The 16,313-nt window shown below is 62.3% G+C and carries 16 protein-coding genes; 5 read left to right on the forward strand and 11 right to left on the reverse strand.

What is annotated here, in order from left to right; translation table 11 throughout:
• Positions 1-60: 60 nt before the first annotated feature.
• From NKH41_RS05110 to NKH41_RS05125, 4 genes are all read right to left on the reverse strand, one after another.
• Positions 61-822 carry a glutamine amidotransferase gene (locus NKH41_RS05110; RefSeq protein WP_352768079.1) on the reverse strand — a complete coding sequence of 254 codons (762 nt, stop codon included), beginning with the start codon at positions 820-822 and terminating at the stop codon, positions 61-63.
• A gap of 85 nt (positions 823-907) precedes the next feature.
• Positions 908-1,909 carry a rhamnose ABC transporter substrate-binding protein gene (locus NKH41_RS05115; protein ID WP_352686514.1) on the reverse strand — a complete coding sequence of 334 codons (1,002 nt, stop codon included), beginning with the start codon at positions 1,907-1,909 and terminating at the stop codon, positions 908-910.
• A gap of 46 nt (positions 1,910-1,955) precedes the next feature.
• Entirely contained in the window at positions 1,956-2,945 is a 990-nt protein-coding gene (locus NKH41_RS05120) for an ABC transporter permease (protein WP_352768076.1), read from the reverse strand.
• Positions 2,942-5,497: an ATP-binding cassette domain-containing protein gene (locus NKH41_RS05125; protein ID WP_352768073.1), complete on the reverse strand. Its 2,556-nt coding sequence runs from the start codon at positions 5,495-5,497 to the stop codon at positions 2,942-2,944. The genes NKH41_RS05120 and NKH41_RS05125 overlap by 4 nt, the downstream gene beginning before the upstream one ends.
• A gap of 196 nt (positions 5,498-5,693) precedes the next feature.
• Here NKH41_RS05125 and NKH41_RS05130 point away from each other — a divergent pair, with 196 nt between their 5' ends.
• Positions 5,694-6,977 (forward strand): ROK family transcriptional regulator, encoded by a 1,284-nt coding sequence (locus tag NKH41_RS05130; protein ID WP_023677417.1) that lies wholly within the window; start codon positions 5,694-5,696, stop codon positions 6,975-6,977.
• A 192-nt stretch (positions 6,978-7,169) separates the two neighbouring features.
• Positions 7,170-7,370, forward strand: coding sequence for a CsbD family protein (locus tag NKH41_RS05135; protein ID WP_023719429.1), 201 nt, complete (start codon positions 7,170-7,172; stop codon positions 7,368-7,370).
• 370 nt (positions 7,371-7,740) lie between these two features.
• Here the strand turns inward: NKH41_RS05135 and NKH41_RS05140 are convergent, their stop codons facing one another.
• Complete coding sequence (locus tag NKH41_RS05140) at positions 7,741-8,322, reverse strand: hypothetical protein (RefSeq protein WP_352768071.1); 582 nt, start codon at positions 8,320-8,322, stop codon at positions 7,741-7,743.
• Between the two features lie 364 nt (positions 8,323-8,686).
• Between NKH41_RS05140 and NKH41_RS05145 the strand changes: the two genes are divergently transcribed.
• Both NKH41_RS05145 and NKH41_RS05150 read left to right on the forward strand, forming a co-directional pair.
• Complete coding sequence (locus NKH41_RS05145; protein ID WP_352589232.1) at positions 8,687-8,944, forward strand: hypothetical protein; 258 nt, start codon at positions 8,687-8,689, stop codon at positions 8,942-8,944.
• Positions 8,945-9,028: 84 nt separating this feature from the next.
• On the forward strand, positions 9,029-9,622 hold the full coding sequence (locus tag NKH41_RS05150; RefSeq protein WP_352768069.1) for an SOS response-associated peptidase: 594 nt from the start codon (positions 9,029-9,031) through the stop codon (positions 9,620-9,622).
• Positions 9,623-9,721: 99 nt separating this feature from the next.
• Here the strand turns inward: NKH41_RS05150 and NKH41_RS05155 are convergent, their stop codons facing one another.
• Positions 9,722-10,267 carry a group I truncated hemoglobin gene (locus NKH41_RS05155; RefSeq protein ID WP_352768066.1) on the reverse strand — a complete coding sequence of 182 codons (546 nt, stop codon included), beginning with the start codon at positions 10,265-10,267 and terminating at the stop codon, positions 9,722-9,724.
• 665 nt (positions 10,268-10,932) lie between these two features.
• On the reverse strand, positions 10,933-11,256 hold the full coding sequence (locus NKH41_RS05160) for a hypothetical protein (RefSeq protein WP_352453636.1): 324 nt from the start codon (positions 11,254-11,256) through the stop codon (positions 10,933-10,935).
• 508 nt (positions 11,257-11,764) lie between these two features.
• On the opposite strand from NKH41_RS05160, the gene NKH41_RS05165 reads away from it, so the two are divergent.
• A complete protein-coding gene (locus NKH41_RS05165; protein WP_352453637.1) occupies positions 11,765-12,382 on the forward strand; it encodes a cupin domain-containing protein in 618 nt (205 codons plus the stop codon).
• A 333-nt stretch (positions 12,383-12,715) separates the two neighbouring features.
• Here NKH41_RS05165 and NKH41_RS05170 read toward each other — a convergent pair whose 3' ends face one another.
• The 4 genes from NKH41_RS05170 to NKH41_RS05185 form a co-directional block, all read right to left on the reverse strand.
• A complete protein-coding gene (locus NKH41_RS05170) occupies positions 12,716-13,234 on the reverse strand; it encodes a flavin reductase family protein (protein ID WP_352772551.1) in 519 nt (172 codons plus the stop codon).
• Between the two features lie 27 nt (positions 13,235-13,261).
• Positions 13,262-14,680 (reverse strand): FAD/NAD(P)-binding protein, encoded by a 1,419-nt coding sequence (locus NKH41_RS05175; RefSeq protein WP_352772554.1) that lies wholly within the window; start codon positions 14,678-14,680, stop codon positions 13,262-13,264.
• Positions 14,677-15,852 (reverse strand): FMNH2-dependent alkanesulfonate monooxygenase, encoded by a 1,176-nt coding sequence (gene ssuD / locus NKH41_RS05180; protein ID WP_352452602.1) that lies wholly within the window; start codon positions 15,850-15,852, stop codon positions 14,677-14,679. The genes NKH41_RS05175 and ssuD overlap by 4 nt, the downstream gene beginning before the upstream one ends.
• 33 nt (positions 15,853-15,885) lie before the next feature.
• A partial coding sequence (locus NKH41_RS05185; protein ID WP_352932207.1) for an acyl-CoA dehydrogenase family protein occupies positions 15,886-16,313 on the reverse strand: 428 nt, incomplete at its 5' end.

Below are 16,313 nucleotides of genomic sequence, written 5' to 3' on the forward strand. Positions count from 1 at the left end.
TCGCGCGGCATCGGCCGCGCCAGGACAACCGCACTGGGTCAAACCTAGTGTCCGGCTTCCTCATTCATTGCCGGCAAGCCAACGGACCATATTCGCCATCAGTCTTCCGTAGAACGGCCACGCGAGGAAATCCTGCGAGAGCCAATGCGGGCCGATATCGGTTGCCCAGGCAATCGTGCGGCCGCGGCCATGGCTATCGACGGCAAGGAGCGGCCAGTCGGTGCCGCGATGGTGGCAGGTCGCCAGAAGCCGGGACGAACCGTCGCGCCTGAATTCCAGCTTGTTCATGCCGAGAATCGGCGGCAAAGGCCCCTCCACCCCGGAAAAAATCGGATGTGACGACTGCAGGATGGAGGCCTGCAGGCCTTGCGGCACCTCCATGCCGTCGCAGTAGGGTAGGCAATGGACCGGCAGAACGTCCTCGACCGGGGTGTCGTGGAAACGCGCCGTCCCGAACATGCCCTGAAAGCCCATATAACCGCCGGCCAGCATCAGCCCGCCGCCACCTTCGACATAGGCCTTGAGCACATCGAGGCGGTTGACGCCGACACGCCCGGCGCGGGCATCCGGCGTCACCAGCAATGTCAGGGCGCCGACATCGGAGATCACCACCGCCTGATATTGGGCGAGCCCATCGAGGTCATAGGGAAACTCCGCGCTGCAACGCTCGCCGCCGATCTGCGTGACCGCGATGCCTTCAGTGGCCAGCGCGGCATTGAAGGCCGTCGCGCCATTTGTCGAGGCCGCACTTGTAAGCACGTCGCTGCCGATGGCGATCGACGTCGTCGCCGCAAAGGTTTCGCCCGCAAGCAATATCTTCATTGCCGCCCCGCACTGTTTCATTCGAGAGGTTTTTGGGAAGGGCGCCGGATGGACCGGCGCCCCCTAGAACTCAAGCTCTACAGGATCAGAATTTGAACTCGGCCAGATTTTCGGGAGTCACGATCTTGGCCGGACCAAGGATCAGTTCGCCGCCGGCGCCAATCGTGTATTCGCCGAGCCTGCCTGCCGTGAACTTCTCACCCTCCTTGCCGGTGATCTTGCATTGCGCAAACGCCTGGGCCGTCTGATAAGTAAGATAGCCAAGATCGGTGACGTTCCACCAGATATCCTGAGCCGCTTCGTCCTTGATGTATTTCGAGATCAGAGTGGCCGGCGCGAGGCCGGTCAGCTTGACCTTGCCGATCATGCCCGCTTCCTCGAGTGCACGCGCGGCCGCCGGAAGGCCGATGCCTGCCGGGACGATGATCACCTTGAGATCGGGAAACGCCTGGACCAGCGCCAATGCCTGCTGCTGGTTGATCTGTTCGCTTTCTTCGCCATAGGCCACCTGCACCAGCTTCATTTTGGAGAACTTCGGCTCGGCCGCCATTTTCGCCTTCATGAAGTCGATCCAGGCATTCTGGTTGGTCGCCGTCGGCGTCGACGACAGGATCGCGAATTCGCCTTCACCGCCGCTGAGGGCGAATGCACTTTCGAGCATCATCTCGGCGAGGCTGTCGCCCTTCACCTGATTGACGAACACCGCACGCGCATCGGCGGCCACATCGGAGTCATACGAAATCACCCTGACGCCCTGCTGAACGGCGCGCTTCAGCGCAGGCGCGACGGCGTTGGCGTCGTTGCCGGCAATTGCGATGACTCCGACCTTCTGCGAGACAAGGCTGTTGATGAATTCGATCTGCGCCTCGGCGGTCGCCTGCGATGGGGCGACCTGGGTAGCGGTGCCGCCAATTTCCTTGGCTGCCTCTTGTGCGCCTCCAAAGGCCACTTTGAAGTAGGGATCCGTGTCGAGCTTGGGCAGGAAACCGACCGTTACGGGTTCCTTGGCGCACTCCTGGCTGAAGGCCAGCGAGCTTTGCGCAAGCAGAACCGCGGATGCGAGCAGGGCTAATCTAAACGCTTTCATTGTGACTCCTCCGTCAAAATTCGGGCTTGAAGGAAGGGGCCCGAGATCACCCCTTTGTCTCGCGCATTGCGCGGGATCTGCTGAGCATCTCCTGTGTGGAGCGCCAGTAATTGCCGACCAGCAGCGAGCCGATCAAAAGCAGGCCGATGATCATGCCCTGCGCGTCGCCACCGATCTGGTTCAGCGCCAGCACGTTGCGGATGATGGCGATCAGGGCCAGTGCCAGCATGACGCCGGTCAGGCGGCCCTTGCCGCCAAAGACGCTGACGCCGCCGAGCAGCACGATGGTGATGACGTCGAGCTCCATGCCGAGCGCATTGTTGGCGCGGGCGTTGGAAAGGCGCGCGGTATAGACGATGCCGGCTATCGCCGCGACGACGCCCGAGACGACGAACAGGTTCAGCACCATCCGGCGCGTGTTTATGCCGGAATAGCGCGCCACTTCGGGGCTGCCGCCGAGCGCGTAGATGCGCTTGCCGGTCGGCGTCTTCTGCAGCACGACCGCAAACACCGGCGCCAGCACCAGGAAGGGCACGATGGTCCACGGTATCTCGGTGCCAGGCAGGTTGTTGATGCCGAAATCGACGACCGCGGGCGGCAGGATGTTGACCGAGCCGGTGCCGAGCAGGATGTAGCCAATGCCTCGATAGAGCGCCATGGTGCCGAGCGTCACAACCAACGACTGCAGTCCAAGGCCCGAGACCAGATAGCCGTTGAAGGCGCCGAGCAGGCCGCCGATGACGAGCGTCAGCGGGATTGCGGCAAGTGTCGGCACACCGGCCTGGACCAGCAAGCCAAAGACGACGGACGTCAGCGCCAGCACCGAGGCGATCGACAGGTCGATCTCGCGGGTGATGATGAGCAGCGCCATCGGCAGGATCAGCAATGCCTTTTCCGAGGCGCTGGCGGCCAGTTGCGAGAGATTGAAGCCGGAAACGAAATTCGGCACGAAGATCGCCGCGTAGAGGAAGATGGCCACGCAAGAGGTCGCCAGCAGCAGATCCCAGAAGTCGATCGAACGGAGGAACTTTTTCACCGCGCCCTCGCCTGTCTTGCCTGCTCGGCCCGCCGCACGATGAAGGTGTCGATGCCGATGGCGACCAGGATCACGAGGCCGTAGACGCCCTGCAGCCACAGCGGGTCGACGCGCACCAGCGTCAGCCCGTTCTTGATGACGAGCAGCGTGAGCGCGCCGAGGATGATGCCGAGCAGCGTGCCCGAACCACCGCGGATGGCGACGCCGCCGACCACCGCCGACGCGATCACGGTGAGTTCGAAACCGAGCGCGACGCGGGCATCGATGGTCGCATAGCGGGATGCCCACAGCGCGCCGCACAGGCCGCCGAGCAGGCCGGCCATGCCAAAGGCCAGCAGGATGCGGCGGTCGACGGGGATGCCGATAAGACGCGCGCCGTCGGGATTGGAGCCGGCGGCGAACAGTTCGCGCCCGATGGCTGTACGATAGAGCAGCACGTAGCCCAGGCACAGGATAACGATCGCGATGACGACGATCAGCGGCACGCCGGCGATCTTCAGGCCGGTCATGTCGAGCCAAGCTTGCGTTACTTCGTCGGCGCTGATCTGGTCACCGGCTGCCCAGATCGAGTTGAAGCCGCGGAAGATCGACATCGAGGCCAGCGTGACGACGATCGCCGGGATCTTTCCCCTGGTGACGACGAGGCCGTTGATCAGGCCGGCGACGCCACCGACGGCGCATGCGGTTATCAGGCCAATGCCGATGTCGAGCCCTGGATAGGCCTGGACCATGCTGGCCGCCATGTAAGCCGACAGGCCGATCACCGCAGCGATCGAAAGGTCGATGTTGCGGGTGATCAGCACCAGCATCTGCGCGAGTGCCGCAACGACGAGCAGGGCGGCATCCATCGACACGGCGGTCAGGTTTGCAGCGCTCACCATGCGCGGGTTGATGATGGTGACCGGGATGGCGACCGCCAGCATCGCGGCGAGCAGACCGAACTCCCGCCGCTTCAGTATGTCGAGCGGTCCTTTTCTCTTCTCCTCGCCGGTGGCCTGTGCCGCATCGGCGCTTTCGCCGGCCTTGGTCGCTGCTTCCAGCACCTTTTCCTGAGTGGCTTCGCCCCTGGCAAATTCGGCCGTCCGATGGCCTTCGCGCAGGACGATGATGCGGTCGCACATGCCGATGAGCTCGGGCATTTCGGAGGAGATCAGGATGATTGCCATGCCCTGGGCGGCAAGGTCGGCGACCATCGCATGCACTTCCGCCTTGGTGCCGACGTCGATGCCTTGCGTCGGCTCGTCGAGGATGAGGACGCGCGGTTCGGTGCGCAGCCATTTGGCCAACACCACCTTCTGCTGGTTGCCGCCGGACAGTTCCTTTACCGGCTGCGCGTAGCCGGAAAAGCGAAGCTTCATGCGCTTCAGCCAGTCCGAAACCAGATTGATCGCGCGGTTCGTGCCGTAGAAACCGGAGCGGGCTGCCTTGTCGAGGACTGGCAGCACCGCGTTGTCGAGGATGGAAAAATCCATCACCAGGCTCTGGCCCATGCGGTCTTCAGAGACATAGGCGATACGCGCATCCATGGCGTCGCGTGCCGACGCGAAGCGCACTGCTTCGCCGTCGATCAGGATTTCGCCGGCATCGGGCTGGTCGATTCCGAACAGCACGCGCGCGATCTCGGTCCGCCCGCTGCCGACCAGGCCGCCGAGCCCGAGCACCTCGCCGGCATGGAGCTTGAGGTCGATATTGGAAAAGCCACCGGCGTGCGAAAGCCCCCTCGCCTCCAGCACCAGTGCGCCGGTGGCGTGGCTTCGTTGCGGATAGAGGTCGGTGACCTCACGGCCGACCATCATGCCGATGGCAGCGGCGCGGCCAAGCTCGGCCTTCGGCTTGACGCCAATGAGACGCCCGTCGCGCAGCACCGCGATGCGGTCGGCGATGCGGAAGATCTCGTCCATGCGGTGGCCGACGAACATCATCGCCACGCCGTGCAGCCGCAGGTCGGCGACGACAGTGAACAGCCGCTCGACCTCGCGCTGCGACAGGGCGGCCGTCGGCTCGTCCATGATCAGCACCCGCGCGTCGAGCGACAGGGCGCGGGCGATCTCGACCAGTTGCTGTTCGGAGGTGCGCAACATTCCGAGCCGGGTTTCGGCCGGCACGTCGAGGCCGACTGTCGCCAGCACCCTGCGCGCGCCGGCAAGCATGGCGGCGTTGTCGATGCCGCCGAAGCGGTCGCGCGGCATATGGCCGAGATAGATGTTCTCCGCCACCGAAAGATCAGGGAAAAGACCGGGGTGCTGGTGCATGACCGAGATGCCGGCAGCCTGGGCGTCGTGCGGCGAATGGAAGACCACAGGCTTGCCATCGACTTCGACATGGCCGCCGGTCGGGAGATACACGCCGGCCAGCAGCTTTACGCAAGTGCTCTTGCCGGCGCCGTTTTCGCCAAGCAGAGCCAGCACCTCGCCTGAGCGCAATTCGAAGGACGCGTCCTTGAGGGCGATCGTGCCGCCGAAGGCTTTTGTCGCCTGAACCAGGGCAACGGGGACAGCCGCGTCGCTCTTCACCATGGCGTCGGCTTCGCCTAATGCGCCCAAGTGCAGCACCTTTCCTCCCTGGTCCTGTTTTTTCAATTTGCTATATTAAATGGCCGAATGCCGCAACTGGAAAATTGACTTCCATGGCCGCGAAGGGCACTGTCGCGTCGCGCACGGGTGCGATTGGAGTGCTCGACCCCGCGGCAGCCTCAAAGCTGCAAGCGGCTGGAGTGGCTCTGCGGGAATGAATGGGGAGGCGCCGGTTTTGTCCGGAAAAGGCAGCAATTCGGTCAAGGTTCGGCATTATAACGAGCGCTTCGTGCTTGATGCCATTCGCCGCCTGAAGGAGGCATCCAAGTCCGATCTGGCGCGCGCCGCAAATCTGACGCCGGCTGCGGTCGCCACCATTGTCGACGGGCTGGAATCGTCCGGATTCGTAAAGCAAGTGGGAAAAAGGTTCGGGCAACGCGGATCGCCATCCACTCTCTACCGACTTGCACCTGAGCGTATCTACAGCGTCGGCATCAAGATCGGCCGGCGCGCGCTGGAAGCCGTGCTCGTCGACTTTGCCGGCGAGGTCCGCTCGCGCGAGTCGCACGAATATCGCTTTCCGGATCCCGACATGGTGCTCAAGGCAGGCAACATGTCGCTGGCCAATTTCGACAAGCTGGTCGAGGGGCTTGGCGATGCCAGCATCGTCGGCGTCGGCATCGCCTCGCCATATTTCCTCGGCGGCTGGAGCGAAGAGCTCGGCTTTCCCGACGATCTCGGCAGCCGCTGGGAAGCAATTGATCTGACGACGTTCTTCGCCACAAAGCCGAAGACCCCGGTCTTCGTGGAAAACGACGCATCATCGGCCGCACTCGCCGAACTCATCCAGGGGACCGGCGCGCGGTTCCGCGACTTCATGCATATCTCGATCGACACCTTTGTCGGCGGCGGACTGGTGCAAGGCGGCAAGGTCCATACCGGGCCGCACGGCAACAGCGCCGCGCTCGGTCCTTTGCCGGTCTCGCCTTCAAGCCTCGATTCGGTGGCGGCCAAGCCGGCGCGCTACCAGAGCCTGCTGCATCGCGCTTCGATCTATGTGCTGGTCAATCATCTCAAATCGCGCGGCATCGAGATCAACCGTGTGCGCGAACTCGATCCCTTGCCGCCGGGGGCGCGCGAGCCGCTGTCCGAATGGATCGACGATTGTGCCAATGCGCTGGTCGAGGCGATCATCGCCATCACCTCCGTCATCGACATCGAGGCGATCGTTCTCGACAGCATCCTGCCGCGGCCGATCCATCTCGAGCTGCTGGCAAAGGTGCAGACCCAGTTCAACAGGATCAGCGCCATCGGCATCGTGGCGCCGGAAATCGTCTCGGGACAATTCGGCCCCGAGGCCTCGCCGATCGGCGCGGCGATGCTGCCGTTCTCGGCGCTGTTGGCGCCCGACAGCGGCGTGCTCATGATCGGCAAGGACAGAACAATGCTGCCGGGCAGCCTTTCGAGGCTTGCCAGCCAAGGCCAACCAGCAAGAAGCTCAGCGCCTTCAACGGCATAAGACAGTGCCGCGAAAGAGCATCAAGCTCCAGGCATCATCAACATCAGCTCGCAGTCCGGCACGGGCACGACGGGCTTTTTGCGCCGGCACTGGAACTTTTAGCGGCTGCTAATCTTCATTCGTCACCAACATTGAAATGCCGATCGGTCCGCGCTCCGCTTCAGTGCGGGCCCAGGAAGCAAGGAGGAACATATGAACTGGGATCAAATCAAGGGAAAATGGACGCAGTTCAAAGGCAAGGCGAAGGAGCAGTGGGGTGACCTCACCGACGACGATCTTGATCGGATCGAGGGCAACCGGGACCAGCTCTTGGGGCGTATCCAGGAGCGATATGGCATCGCCAAGGAAGAGGCAGAGCGTCAGGTTGATAACTGGTCCAGGAGCATCAGCTGAGCCTGGACGCAACTCCGTCTTCTGCCCCCACCGGGGTGAAACTCTGCGTCGCCCGCCGTGCCGACTGGTGCGGTGGGCTCTTTCGACAGCGAGGCCCCGCGAGGAACCTTTAGCCGTATCTAATATTCTACTTGCGTGGCGGGCTTCGCCCGGCGTGCGCCCCGCCCGGAGGCGAAGGAGCGTAATCATGAACAACATTATCTGGCTGGTCGGCGCCATCGTGATCGTAATCGCCATTTTGAGCTTTTTGGGTCTGCGATAGGCCTTAGCCCTCTCCTCGACCTCTTCGATTCGGCAACGGCTCCCTCTCGGCGTGGCCTCACTGCCCGTTGCATTCAAGCAGGTCAGACTTAGGTCCCAAGCAAGATACTCAAGGATTGGACCGAAGCCCCGGCTGAGGAACGTAGCCGGCTGGCTCACGTTGTGGTGAGCTTTGGCGCGACGAAGATGCGTCCGGGCGGATGAGTTCAAGCCAGGGAGGAGAGGCCCCGACGCTCCGAACGGGCGGCGGGCCTGGACGTAAATGCAAACGATCAGCAGGCTGTTCAATTCCCATGCCCAGGCAGCACGTGCCGTTGCCAGGCTTCAGGCTGCCGGGATTCGTCGCCGGCAAATCAGCGTCGTCGGATCTTACAACGACAATGATGAACCGATCAGCGTTGCTGGATATTACGACGATGAGATGAGCGCTCTCTGGCGGGGTGCCGTTGCTGGTGCCGCACTTGGCGCCACCGCTGGTCTGTTGGCCGGCTTCAGCGCTTTTGGAGCTCAAGACGTTGATCCTGCGGGGATGACCGGCATGGCCCTGGTCGGTGCGGCGTGGGGCGGCTTTGCCGGCGTGCTTCTCGGAACTTTCGCCAATTTTGCCCAGAAGCCGCGCAAGCCGAAGATCGCTGAGGGTGTCGTACTGGTGATGGCCCGCGTCGATGAAAGGCAGGCCGGCGCCGCGCATACGGTGCTCCGGAGTTTCGCGGAGATGCCTTCCGGGCCGATGAAGAGGAGCGCTTTGCCAAGTTCAAGCCGGCTCCGCGTCCGATCTGGTGCCCGATGAAGTTTGTTTCGCGAAACGGCAATTCAAACCGGAGGCGCCCGACGAAAGCTTGGCAAACCAACACTTTGGAAGCATGCGGGCTACTTGCCGTCGTGTTGTCCTTTATTATTACCGTTCTGTTGGTTGGTCTCATCCTTGGCTGAACCCATGCCCCTGCCACCGGCGACACTATGCCGGGCAATTGGCGAAGGTTGTGGCCAGTTCGAAGGATTAAACCATTCGTGCTAAGCGTTGATAGCGTGTAGCCATAGGAGAGGACGCCAACGTGGACAAACGGGCTGAAGGAGACGCGGAGAAATTGGCTCGAGGCGAGTTCGAGCTCAAAGCCGAACGATATGGCGTGAACGCCTTTCTTCTCGTTGTCGAACTTGTAAATCTGCTGGAAAAGCGCGGAACGATCAGCAGCGACGACGTCGCGAAAATCGCCGAAGCCGCCGCACTTGCCGTTGCCGCATCCAGCGAACCCGACGTGAACAGCATCAATCTGTTGCAGGCCATCGCTGCCGCACGCCGGCCCAAATAGGCTTATATCAAATCCGCCAGCAATCGGCGCCAACCGATAAACGCTATGTTGAACTGATCTCGGTCGAGCGTACGGAGCCTTTCCATGTGCAATGACTACGAGCAGCACATCGCCTGGGCCGAATACTGCCGGATGATGGAATCGCTGGCGCTCAAAATCCCCAGCCATCAAACCGAATTGGATCTGCCGCAGGCGGATGACATCCACATCAACGACCCCGCGCCGGTAATGCGCGCCGCCGGCGACGCAATCGAACTGGCGTCGATGACGTTCGGCTTTCCCCCGGCCGGGCCAAAAGGCGGACCTGTATTCAACTTTCGCTCGGAGGGCCGGCAGTTCAGCAACAGCAAGCGCTGTCTCGTTCCGGCGTCGGCATTCTTCGAATTCACGGGAGCGAAATATCCAAAAACCAAGCACAGGTTGACGCTGAATGGCCATTCGTTCATGGCGATTGCCGGGCTGTGGCGCGAGGGTGTCGGCAACAAGCCGCCGACGTTCACGATGCTGACGACCGATCCGGGGCCGGATGTCGCGCCATATCACAATCGGCAAGTGGTTGTGCTGCGGCCATCGGACTGGGCGGCATGGATCCATCTGACGAAGTCCGAGGCTGAACTCATGCTGCCACTGCCGGAAGGGTCGCTCAGCGCGGAAACAGTTCGCGCAGGTTCCGAGTAGGATCCATCGGAAGACTGCGCGCGCTGAGCTACGGCCGCGCCGCATCGTCACGGCGATGCGCGCCATGCTCAGAACGAATGCCCGCGCGATATAAGCGCTTCAGCCCGGCTTGACGTAGCCGGCGGTGACCTCGTCTTTGTGGGCCGCGAAAGCTTCCAGGACTTCGGTTTTCTCAGGCTTCGGAATTTTGAAATGATCCAACGTCCGCCCGAGTTCGGCTGCGACCTCATCGAATTCCGCGGGGGAAATCCGCAGGTCGCGATGCGCCTCCTCGAGACCGAGCGGCGTCGTGCCGGGCTTGGTGGCGACGAACTTGAAGGGCCCGCCAGAAACGTCGCAGACCCACAGCGTGCGCATGAACTTAAGGCCGGGCAACCTTTCCAGGTTCTTGGTGTGCCATTTGCGCAGCTGCGGATTCTTGGACCTTTGGCCGACGATCGGGTTCCTCACGACGGCGTCGCTGAAATGATCGATCACCGCTGCGATGGCAAACACGCCGCCCAGCCGCTCATACAGACTTTTCTCGGATGTGGTTTTCTTCGTCTGCGCGAGCGCTTTGTCGACAGGCAATACCGACGTCGATGCGGCGGCCAGCGCCAGCGCGGCGACAACACTTCGTCTTGTGAGAGAAGTCGAAATTTTCATCCCTGGTTCCCTTCGAGGTTAGGCCAGAGCGAGCCGCAGCCTGTCTGGCGGGCTTCATGAAATGACATTCGGACACTTTGCCGTATTTTAGCACCGCCTAAAGAACTAACGAGCCCTTCGCCCGAATTATTCCGATTGGGCGGCATTGCCGTGGTCAACATGCGTCAAAAGGGGCGAAGGCCGCGCGGATGAGGAAGTGTTAAGCACGCGTCGCTGCACGCGGCAGAGGTCGCGAAGCCACTTCGGCCGCATCTGTGCCCCTGACCTTGGGCATTTTCCTTCTGTGTCGTGTTGTCGGCGGCAATCAGCCCCGGTAGGGGGCGTACAATCGCTTCCCGCGGCTTTGCCGGCTGCTTGCGGCCAATAGCCTGTGCTTTTCGAAGATCGCGAGCTTCTGCGGATAGGTCATCCGCACCTTGGCGTTGCACCCGTCGCATCTGAAGTGCGCGATTGTTCTTAGTGCAGAGCCCTTTCTTACCGCCGGATGCAAGCAATCCGGACATTCGAATGTGAGCGCGACATCCGATAAGTCTTCGGCTAAGCCCATTTCCGTCCCCTTCGCAAGCTCGGTGGCTACACTCTGGCGATTCTCCATGAGCAATTCAGATGCCAATCCGATTGTGCCAATGCGGGACTAGAACAATTCGCCTCGGAACGCCGCCTAGCTAGTGCGCCTTCTCTGCGCCTTTTGAGCGACGAAGAGACCTAACTTCCTCCAGCAGTTCGCGCTCATTGGTAGTCACGTTTCGGAAGATTGCGACAATCATCACCGCCAAGGCTTCGGCATCCAGGCTTAGAGGGTCAATGTGCTCATCTGCGCAAACCTGATCAAACACGCGTTCACAAATAGCCAAATCGTGAGGGCTGAGGCGAGTGCGATTGAAACGCCGGCGCGACATTTGCGAGCCTTCGACGCCCGCCGCCCCGTTGCAAAAGAAGCGGGCCTTGGCAAGAAACGCGAGTCGTTGAGTGGTTGTTCCCGGCTGCAAGCTTTGGTTAAGCCGCCTGCAGCAGGGCAGACTGGAACGCCTTCCCCGCGCGCATCATGGCGCGTGCGAGCGGAGCTGTGCCTCGACCTTGGCATTTTCCTAGCATGGCGAGATGCTTGGCACCTCAGGCATTTTCGGGCGCCCGCCCGAACGGGGCTGGCCGCCATGCGCGGGCCGATCTTGGACGGCTGGACCGTTGGACTCACGTCAGACACAGTAGCCTGGGGGCAAGACTGCTTCGAACTCTAAACGGGGGCCGTCGGCTACCCATTTGACGACGCGGAGGAGCCACGCCTTGCGCTGCTGGCACTCGTCATCGCAGCCAATGCCACCGCGACACCTAGTTCCAACGCTTGAAAACTCTCCCTAGAGGGTTTGGCATCATGAACAGTCTTCTTTGGCGGCAGGCGCTTTAGCTCGCTCGAAACTTGGTCCGTGCCGTAAGTCGGTACATATGCTATAGCTAATATTGGGTCGAAGGGGACGACCATGAAAGGGAGGACCAACCATGAAGCCGCATTCCCTCAGCGCCCGTCGTATTGGCCTGCTTATATTCTCGGTGTGTGCTTTCGGGCTGATGACGTCAGCCTCAATGCCCGCAGACAGCAAATTCGCCGTCGAGCCGGTGGTTGAGAAAAAGGTGAAGGAACTGCCCTCCGGACCGTTGTACTGGCGGCTGGATAATCTGCCAACGCTGGCGCAAGCCCAAAGCGTTGCGGGCCCGACCTCGCTTGCGGCCGAGGTCGCAGGCAAGGTCTGGCTGTTCACGCTTGGACCGAAGGATGGCTCTACGACCGGCGGAACCAAGGTCGTCGAGATCGGACCGATCCCTCCGATCAGCGCAAGCGAGTATTTGCTGCGTGTCAACCGCGCCGGTGGAGCGCCCGGCGTCAAGACGAAGATCCATACGCATCCGGGACCGGAGGCCTTCTATGTGCTGGCCGGCAAGCTCGGCCAGAGAACGCCCCACGGAGTGACCTATGCTGAAGCTGGCACGGCAATGATCGGACACGGGGCCAACACGCCGATGGAGGTGTTCAGCGCCGGCACAACCGATCTCGATGAGCTGGCCATCTTCGTGGTCGACGCCAATCAGCCGTTCTCGTCGCCGGCCAGCCTCGATTGAGGCGACATTTCCCGGGATGATACTTCCGCTCTCCACCTGTTGCAGACAGTCGGCGACCAGTTGACGCTAACAGGTGCATGCTGAATTCGATGGTGCTGCGAGAGAGGATTGAACTCTAGGTACCTATAATAAAATCAACTACTTACGATGAGTTTTGTAACATTGTGACGGGCGACAAAATGGCTGGGAATCACTTCTAGCCTGCGGTTCTGGCTGGACGCCAAAAGACCCGCCTCCCCTTTACTGTTTTCTCTCCAAGGCATTCTAGATCAAGCCTTCATTTGAATGCCTGGACCTTCACCGCGCCGCCAAGCACCAGGAACCGAAATACGTTTACGACGATCCGTATGCGCCGTGATGATAGATCAGCGCCGGGCCCGGCTCTCCGCTCACCACATGCCGGACGCTGCCGAGGATCAGCGCGTGGCTGTGGCGAATAATAGTATCCTCAACCGCGCAGTCGACCGCGGCAAGCGCCTCGTCGAGTGCCAGTGCGCCGCTTGCAAGGCTGGACCAGCGAGCGCCCTCGTAGCGCGCCCACCCCTTCAGGCCACCGCGCCCGGCAAAGCGGTCGGCAATCGCGATCTGGTCGGCACGCAGCACATTCACGCAGAAATGCCGATGCCGGCTGATGGCTGCCCAGGTAGACGAGTTCAGATTGATGCTGACAACCATCACCTCTGGTTCGACCGATAGGGAATGGGCGGTGGTAACGGTTGCGCCCGTCCGTTCGTCGCCAACACCTGCGGTGACCACGGAGACAGCTCCGGCCAGGTGTCGCATCGCAAATTTCAGGGGAACCCGGGTTTCCACTAAGGTTTCCACTAGGGGAACGCGTTCGGTCAGTGTCATCTGGATAGCCTCATCGTGTTTGCAGCTTCACGACGCCTTGCGACGCAACGCCGTTTGGTATCCCAACCATTGGTGAATTTCGGCGGCGATGCGCTCGGCATGTGCGGTGACTTCGGGAATTCCCATCAGTTCGCCGACGCTGCCTCGCGCCAATGGCCCGCTGACGAAAACGCTGTCGGTCGGGCGCCCGGATGTGCCGACCGCACGGCCTTGGCTGTCGGTCTCCAAACCAAGACCAATCGGGTCGAGCCGGACCAATCCCATCCGCTCGAGCGCCGCAATCGCCGTGTTGGTCCGCAAGATATCGGCGTGCGCCGGTCCGGTCGTCACGACCACACTGTCGAAAGCCTCGACAACGAGGCTGCGTTGGCCACGCAGCCGCTGCCTGACGCGAATGCGTCCGTCGACCTGTTCGGCGCCGACAATCGTTGCGGCGCGATAGGCAAGCTTACCCTCGGCGACGCATCGATCGAGCACGTCCGCAACTTGCGGCGCGAGGCGGAAGCGATGCACGTCCCAGAGCGCACGAAGATGGCGTGCCACACGTCGCTGCTCGGCCAGCGGCAAGGCCTGCCAGATGGTTTGTCCCTGACGTCGGACGGCATCGAGCACCGGATGCCAGTCTTCGCCCCGACGCTTGGCATCAAGGATCGTTACCCGGATGCGCCTGAATAGTGCCGTTGCGCTGCGTGAAGGAAGGGTCGTGAAATCGCCAATTGGATCGGCCAGCATCGCGGCTTGGCCGCGCGAGCGATAGCCGTGGCGTGACAGCGCGACGATGTGGCCACGATGCCCCTTGCGGTCGAGCGTTGCAATCACGTCCGCCGACGTCAGTCCGGTGCCCACGACCAGGACACGGTCGTCGCGGCCGATCGCTTCCAGCCTCTCGAGATCATAGGGATTGGCCACCAGCCCGGCTGTGCCAGCCACGGACTTCAGGGGCATCGGCAAGGCCGGCGGCGGATGCGTCGTCGCAATCACCACGGCGTCGGCAGCGAGCGTCCCGCCATCAGCGAGGATCAGACGGTAGCCCTCGCCGGTGCGCTCGACCGATGCGACGGCGGACCTGACATGGCGGATCGTTTTGCTGAGAAGGAAGGGCCGGAGATGAGATCCCACATAGCGCCCGAAAACGCGACGCTGCGGGTAGAGTGCTCCGTAGGCGGCAATAGCCTCGGCATCGTCTACAATGGCTCTGGTCTGCTCCAGCCAGTCGGCAAAGTGGCTGTCCTGCCCGGAGATCAGCGTCATTCTCGACGCCGGCACATTGATGCGATGTGCCGGATCGGCCGTGGAATAAGCCAGACCATAGCCGAGCCCCTCGCGGGGCTCGACGACCACGATATCGGATGCACCGGCCGGGAGCAGTCGCGCCAGATGAAACGCAGTCGCCGCACCTGAAAAGCCGCCGCCGACAATCGCTATGATCGGTGCGCTGGCGCTCAAGACTGGCTCGCGCGCAGCGCCGACGGGCGATGGTCGCCGGCCACGGTTTCGCCGAAGGGGCCCATGTTGACGGCCGTCGGCCGCGTTGAGATCTCGTGATCGAGTGGCAACTGCGGCAACACAAGTTCGCCGAAGCGATAGGCTTCCTCCAGATGCGGGTAACCGGACAGGATGAATGTATCGATGCCTATGCGCCGGTATTCATCGATCCGTGCCGCCACCGTAGCCGCATCGCCGACCAGTGCGGTGCCCGCACCGCCGCGCACCAGGCCGACGCCAGCCCACAGGTTCGGGCTGATTTCCAGCTTGTCGCGGCGGCCGCCATGCAACCGGCTCATACGCGACTGGCCAACCGAGTCCATGCGCGCGAACACCTTCTGCGCCTCGGCGATCGTCTTGTCGTCCAGACGGCTGATCAGCCGATCGGCATCGGCCCAGGCTTCGTCATTGGTTTCACGGACGATGACATGCAATCGGATGCCAAAGCTCACCGCGCGTCCCGCCTTCTCGGCAAGGCCGCGCACATGGTCGACCTTTGCGGCGACATCGACCGGTGGTTCGCCCCAGGTCAGATATTTGTCGATCTGCTCGGCGGCGACTGCATTCGCCGCCTCCGACGAACCACCGAAATAGAGCGGCGGATGCGGCGTCTGCACAGGCGGGAACAGCAGCCTTCCGTCCTCGATGCGGAAGTGCTTGCCTTCGAAGGCAATGGTCTCGCCGCTGAGCACGGCCTTGTAGATATCGAGGAATTCCCGCGTCACCTCATAGCGCTCGTCATGGCTGAGGAAGATGCCGTCGCCCTTGTTCTCGACCGGGTCGCCGCCGGTGACGACGTTGATGAGCAGGCGCCCGCCCGAAATGCGGTCGAGCGTCGAGGTCATCCGCGCCGCGAGCGTCGGCGACTGCAGCCCGGGACGGACGGCAACGAGGAAGCGGAGCCGCTGCGTCAACGGCGCCAGCGCCGACGCCACGACCCAGCTGTCCTCGCAACTTCGGCCGGTCGGCAGCAGCGCGCCGTAATAGCCGATGGCGTCGGCGGCCTTGGCGACCTGGGTCAGATAGGGCAGGTCGACCGCCCTGCCCCCCTCGGAGGTGCCGAGATAGCGGCTGTCGCCATGGGTCGGAAGAAACCACAGGACCTTGATCCTGTCGGGGATGGCAGTGCTCATGAACAGTCCTCTATGACTTTACGGCGTTCTCGCTCAGCTCCAGGCGTGTAGCGGCGGATTGACGTCGTTCAGGTAATAGTTGCCGAGGATCGCGTATTTCCAGCGCACCGGATCGTGCAGCGTGTGGGTTCGGGCGTTGCGCCAGTGCCGGTCGAGATTGTGCTCGGCCAGTGTGGATCGCGTGCCGGCGAGTTCGAACAGTTTGTTGGTGGCGTTGATGGCGATCTCGGTGGTGAGGATCTTGGATTCGGCAACCGCGATCTGCGCTTCCGCGACGGTCTTATCGTTCGGATCGGCCACGGCGCGGTCGACCGCCAGCCCTGCCTTGTCCAGAACGGCCTGCGCCGCATTGGCCCGCAGGCGAAGGTCACCGACGGCCTGGATCGTGTAGGGATCCTGCCAGGCATGATCGACGCCGCTGTCGATCCACGCGCGCGACTTGGTGCGCACGAAGCTGACGG

Origin of the sequence: Mesorhizobium sp. M1169 (genome assembly GCF_040318345.1) — a bacterium.
Classification (GTDB): domain Bacteria; phylum Pseudomonadota; class Alphaproteobacteria; order Rhizobiales; family Rhizobiaceae; genus Mesorhizobium.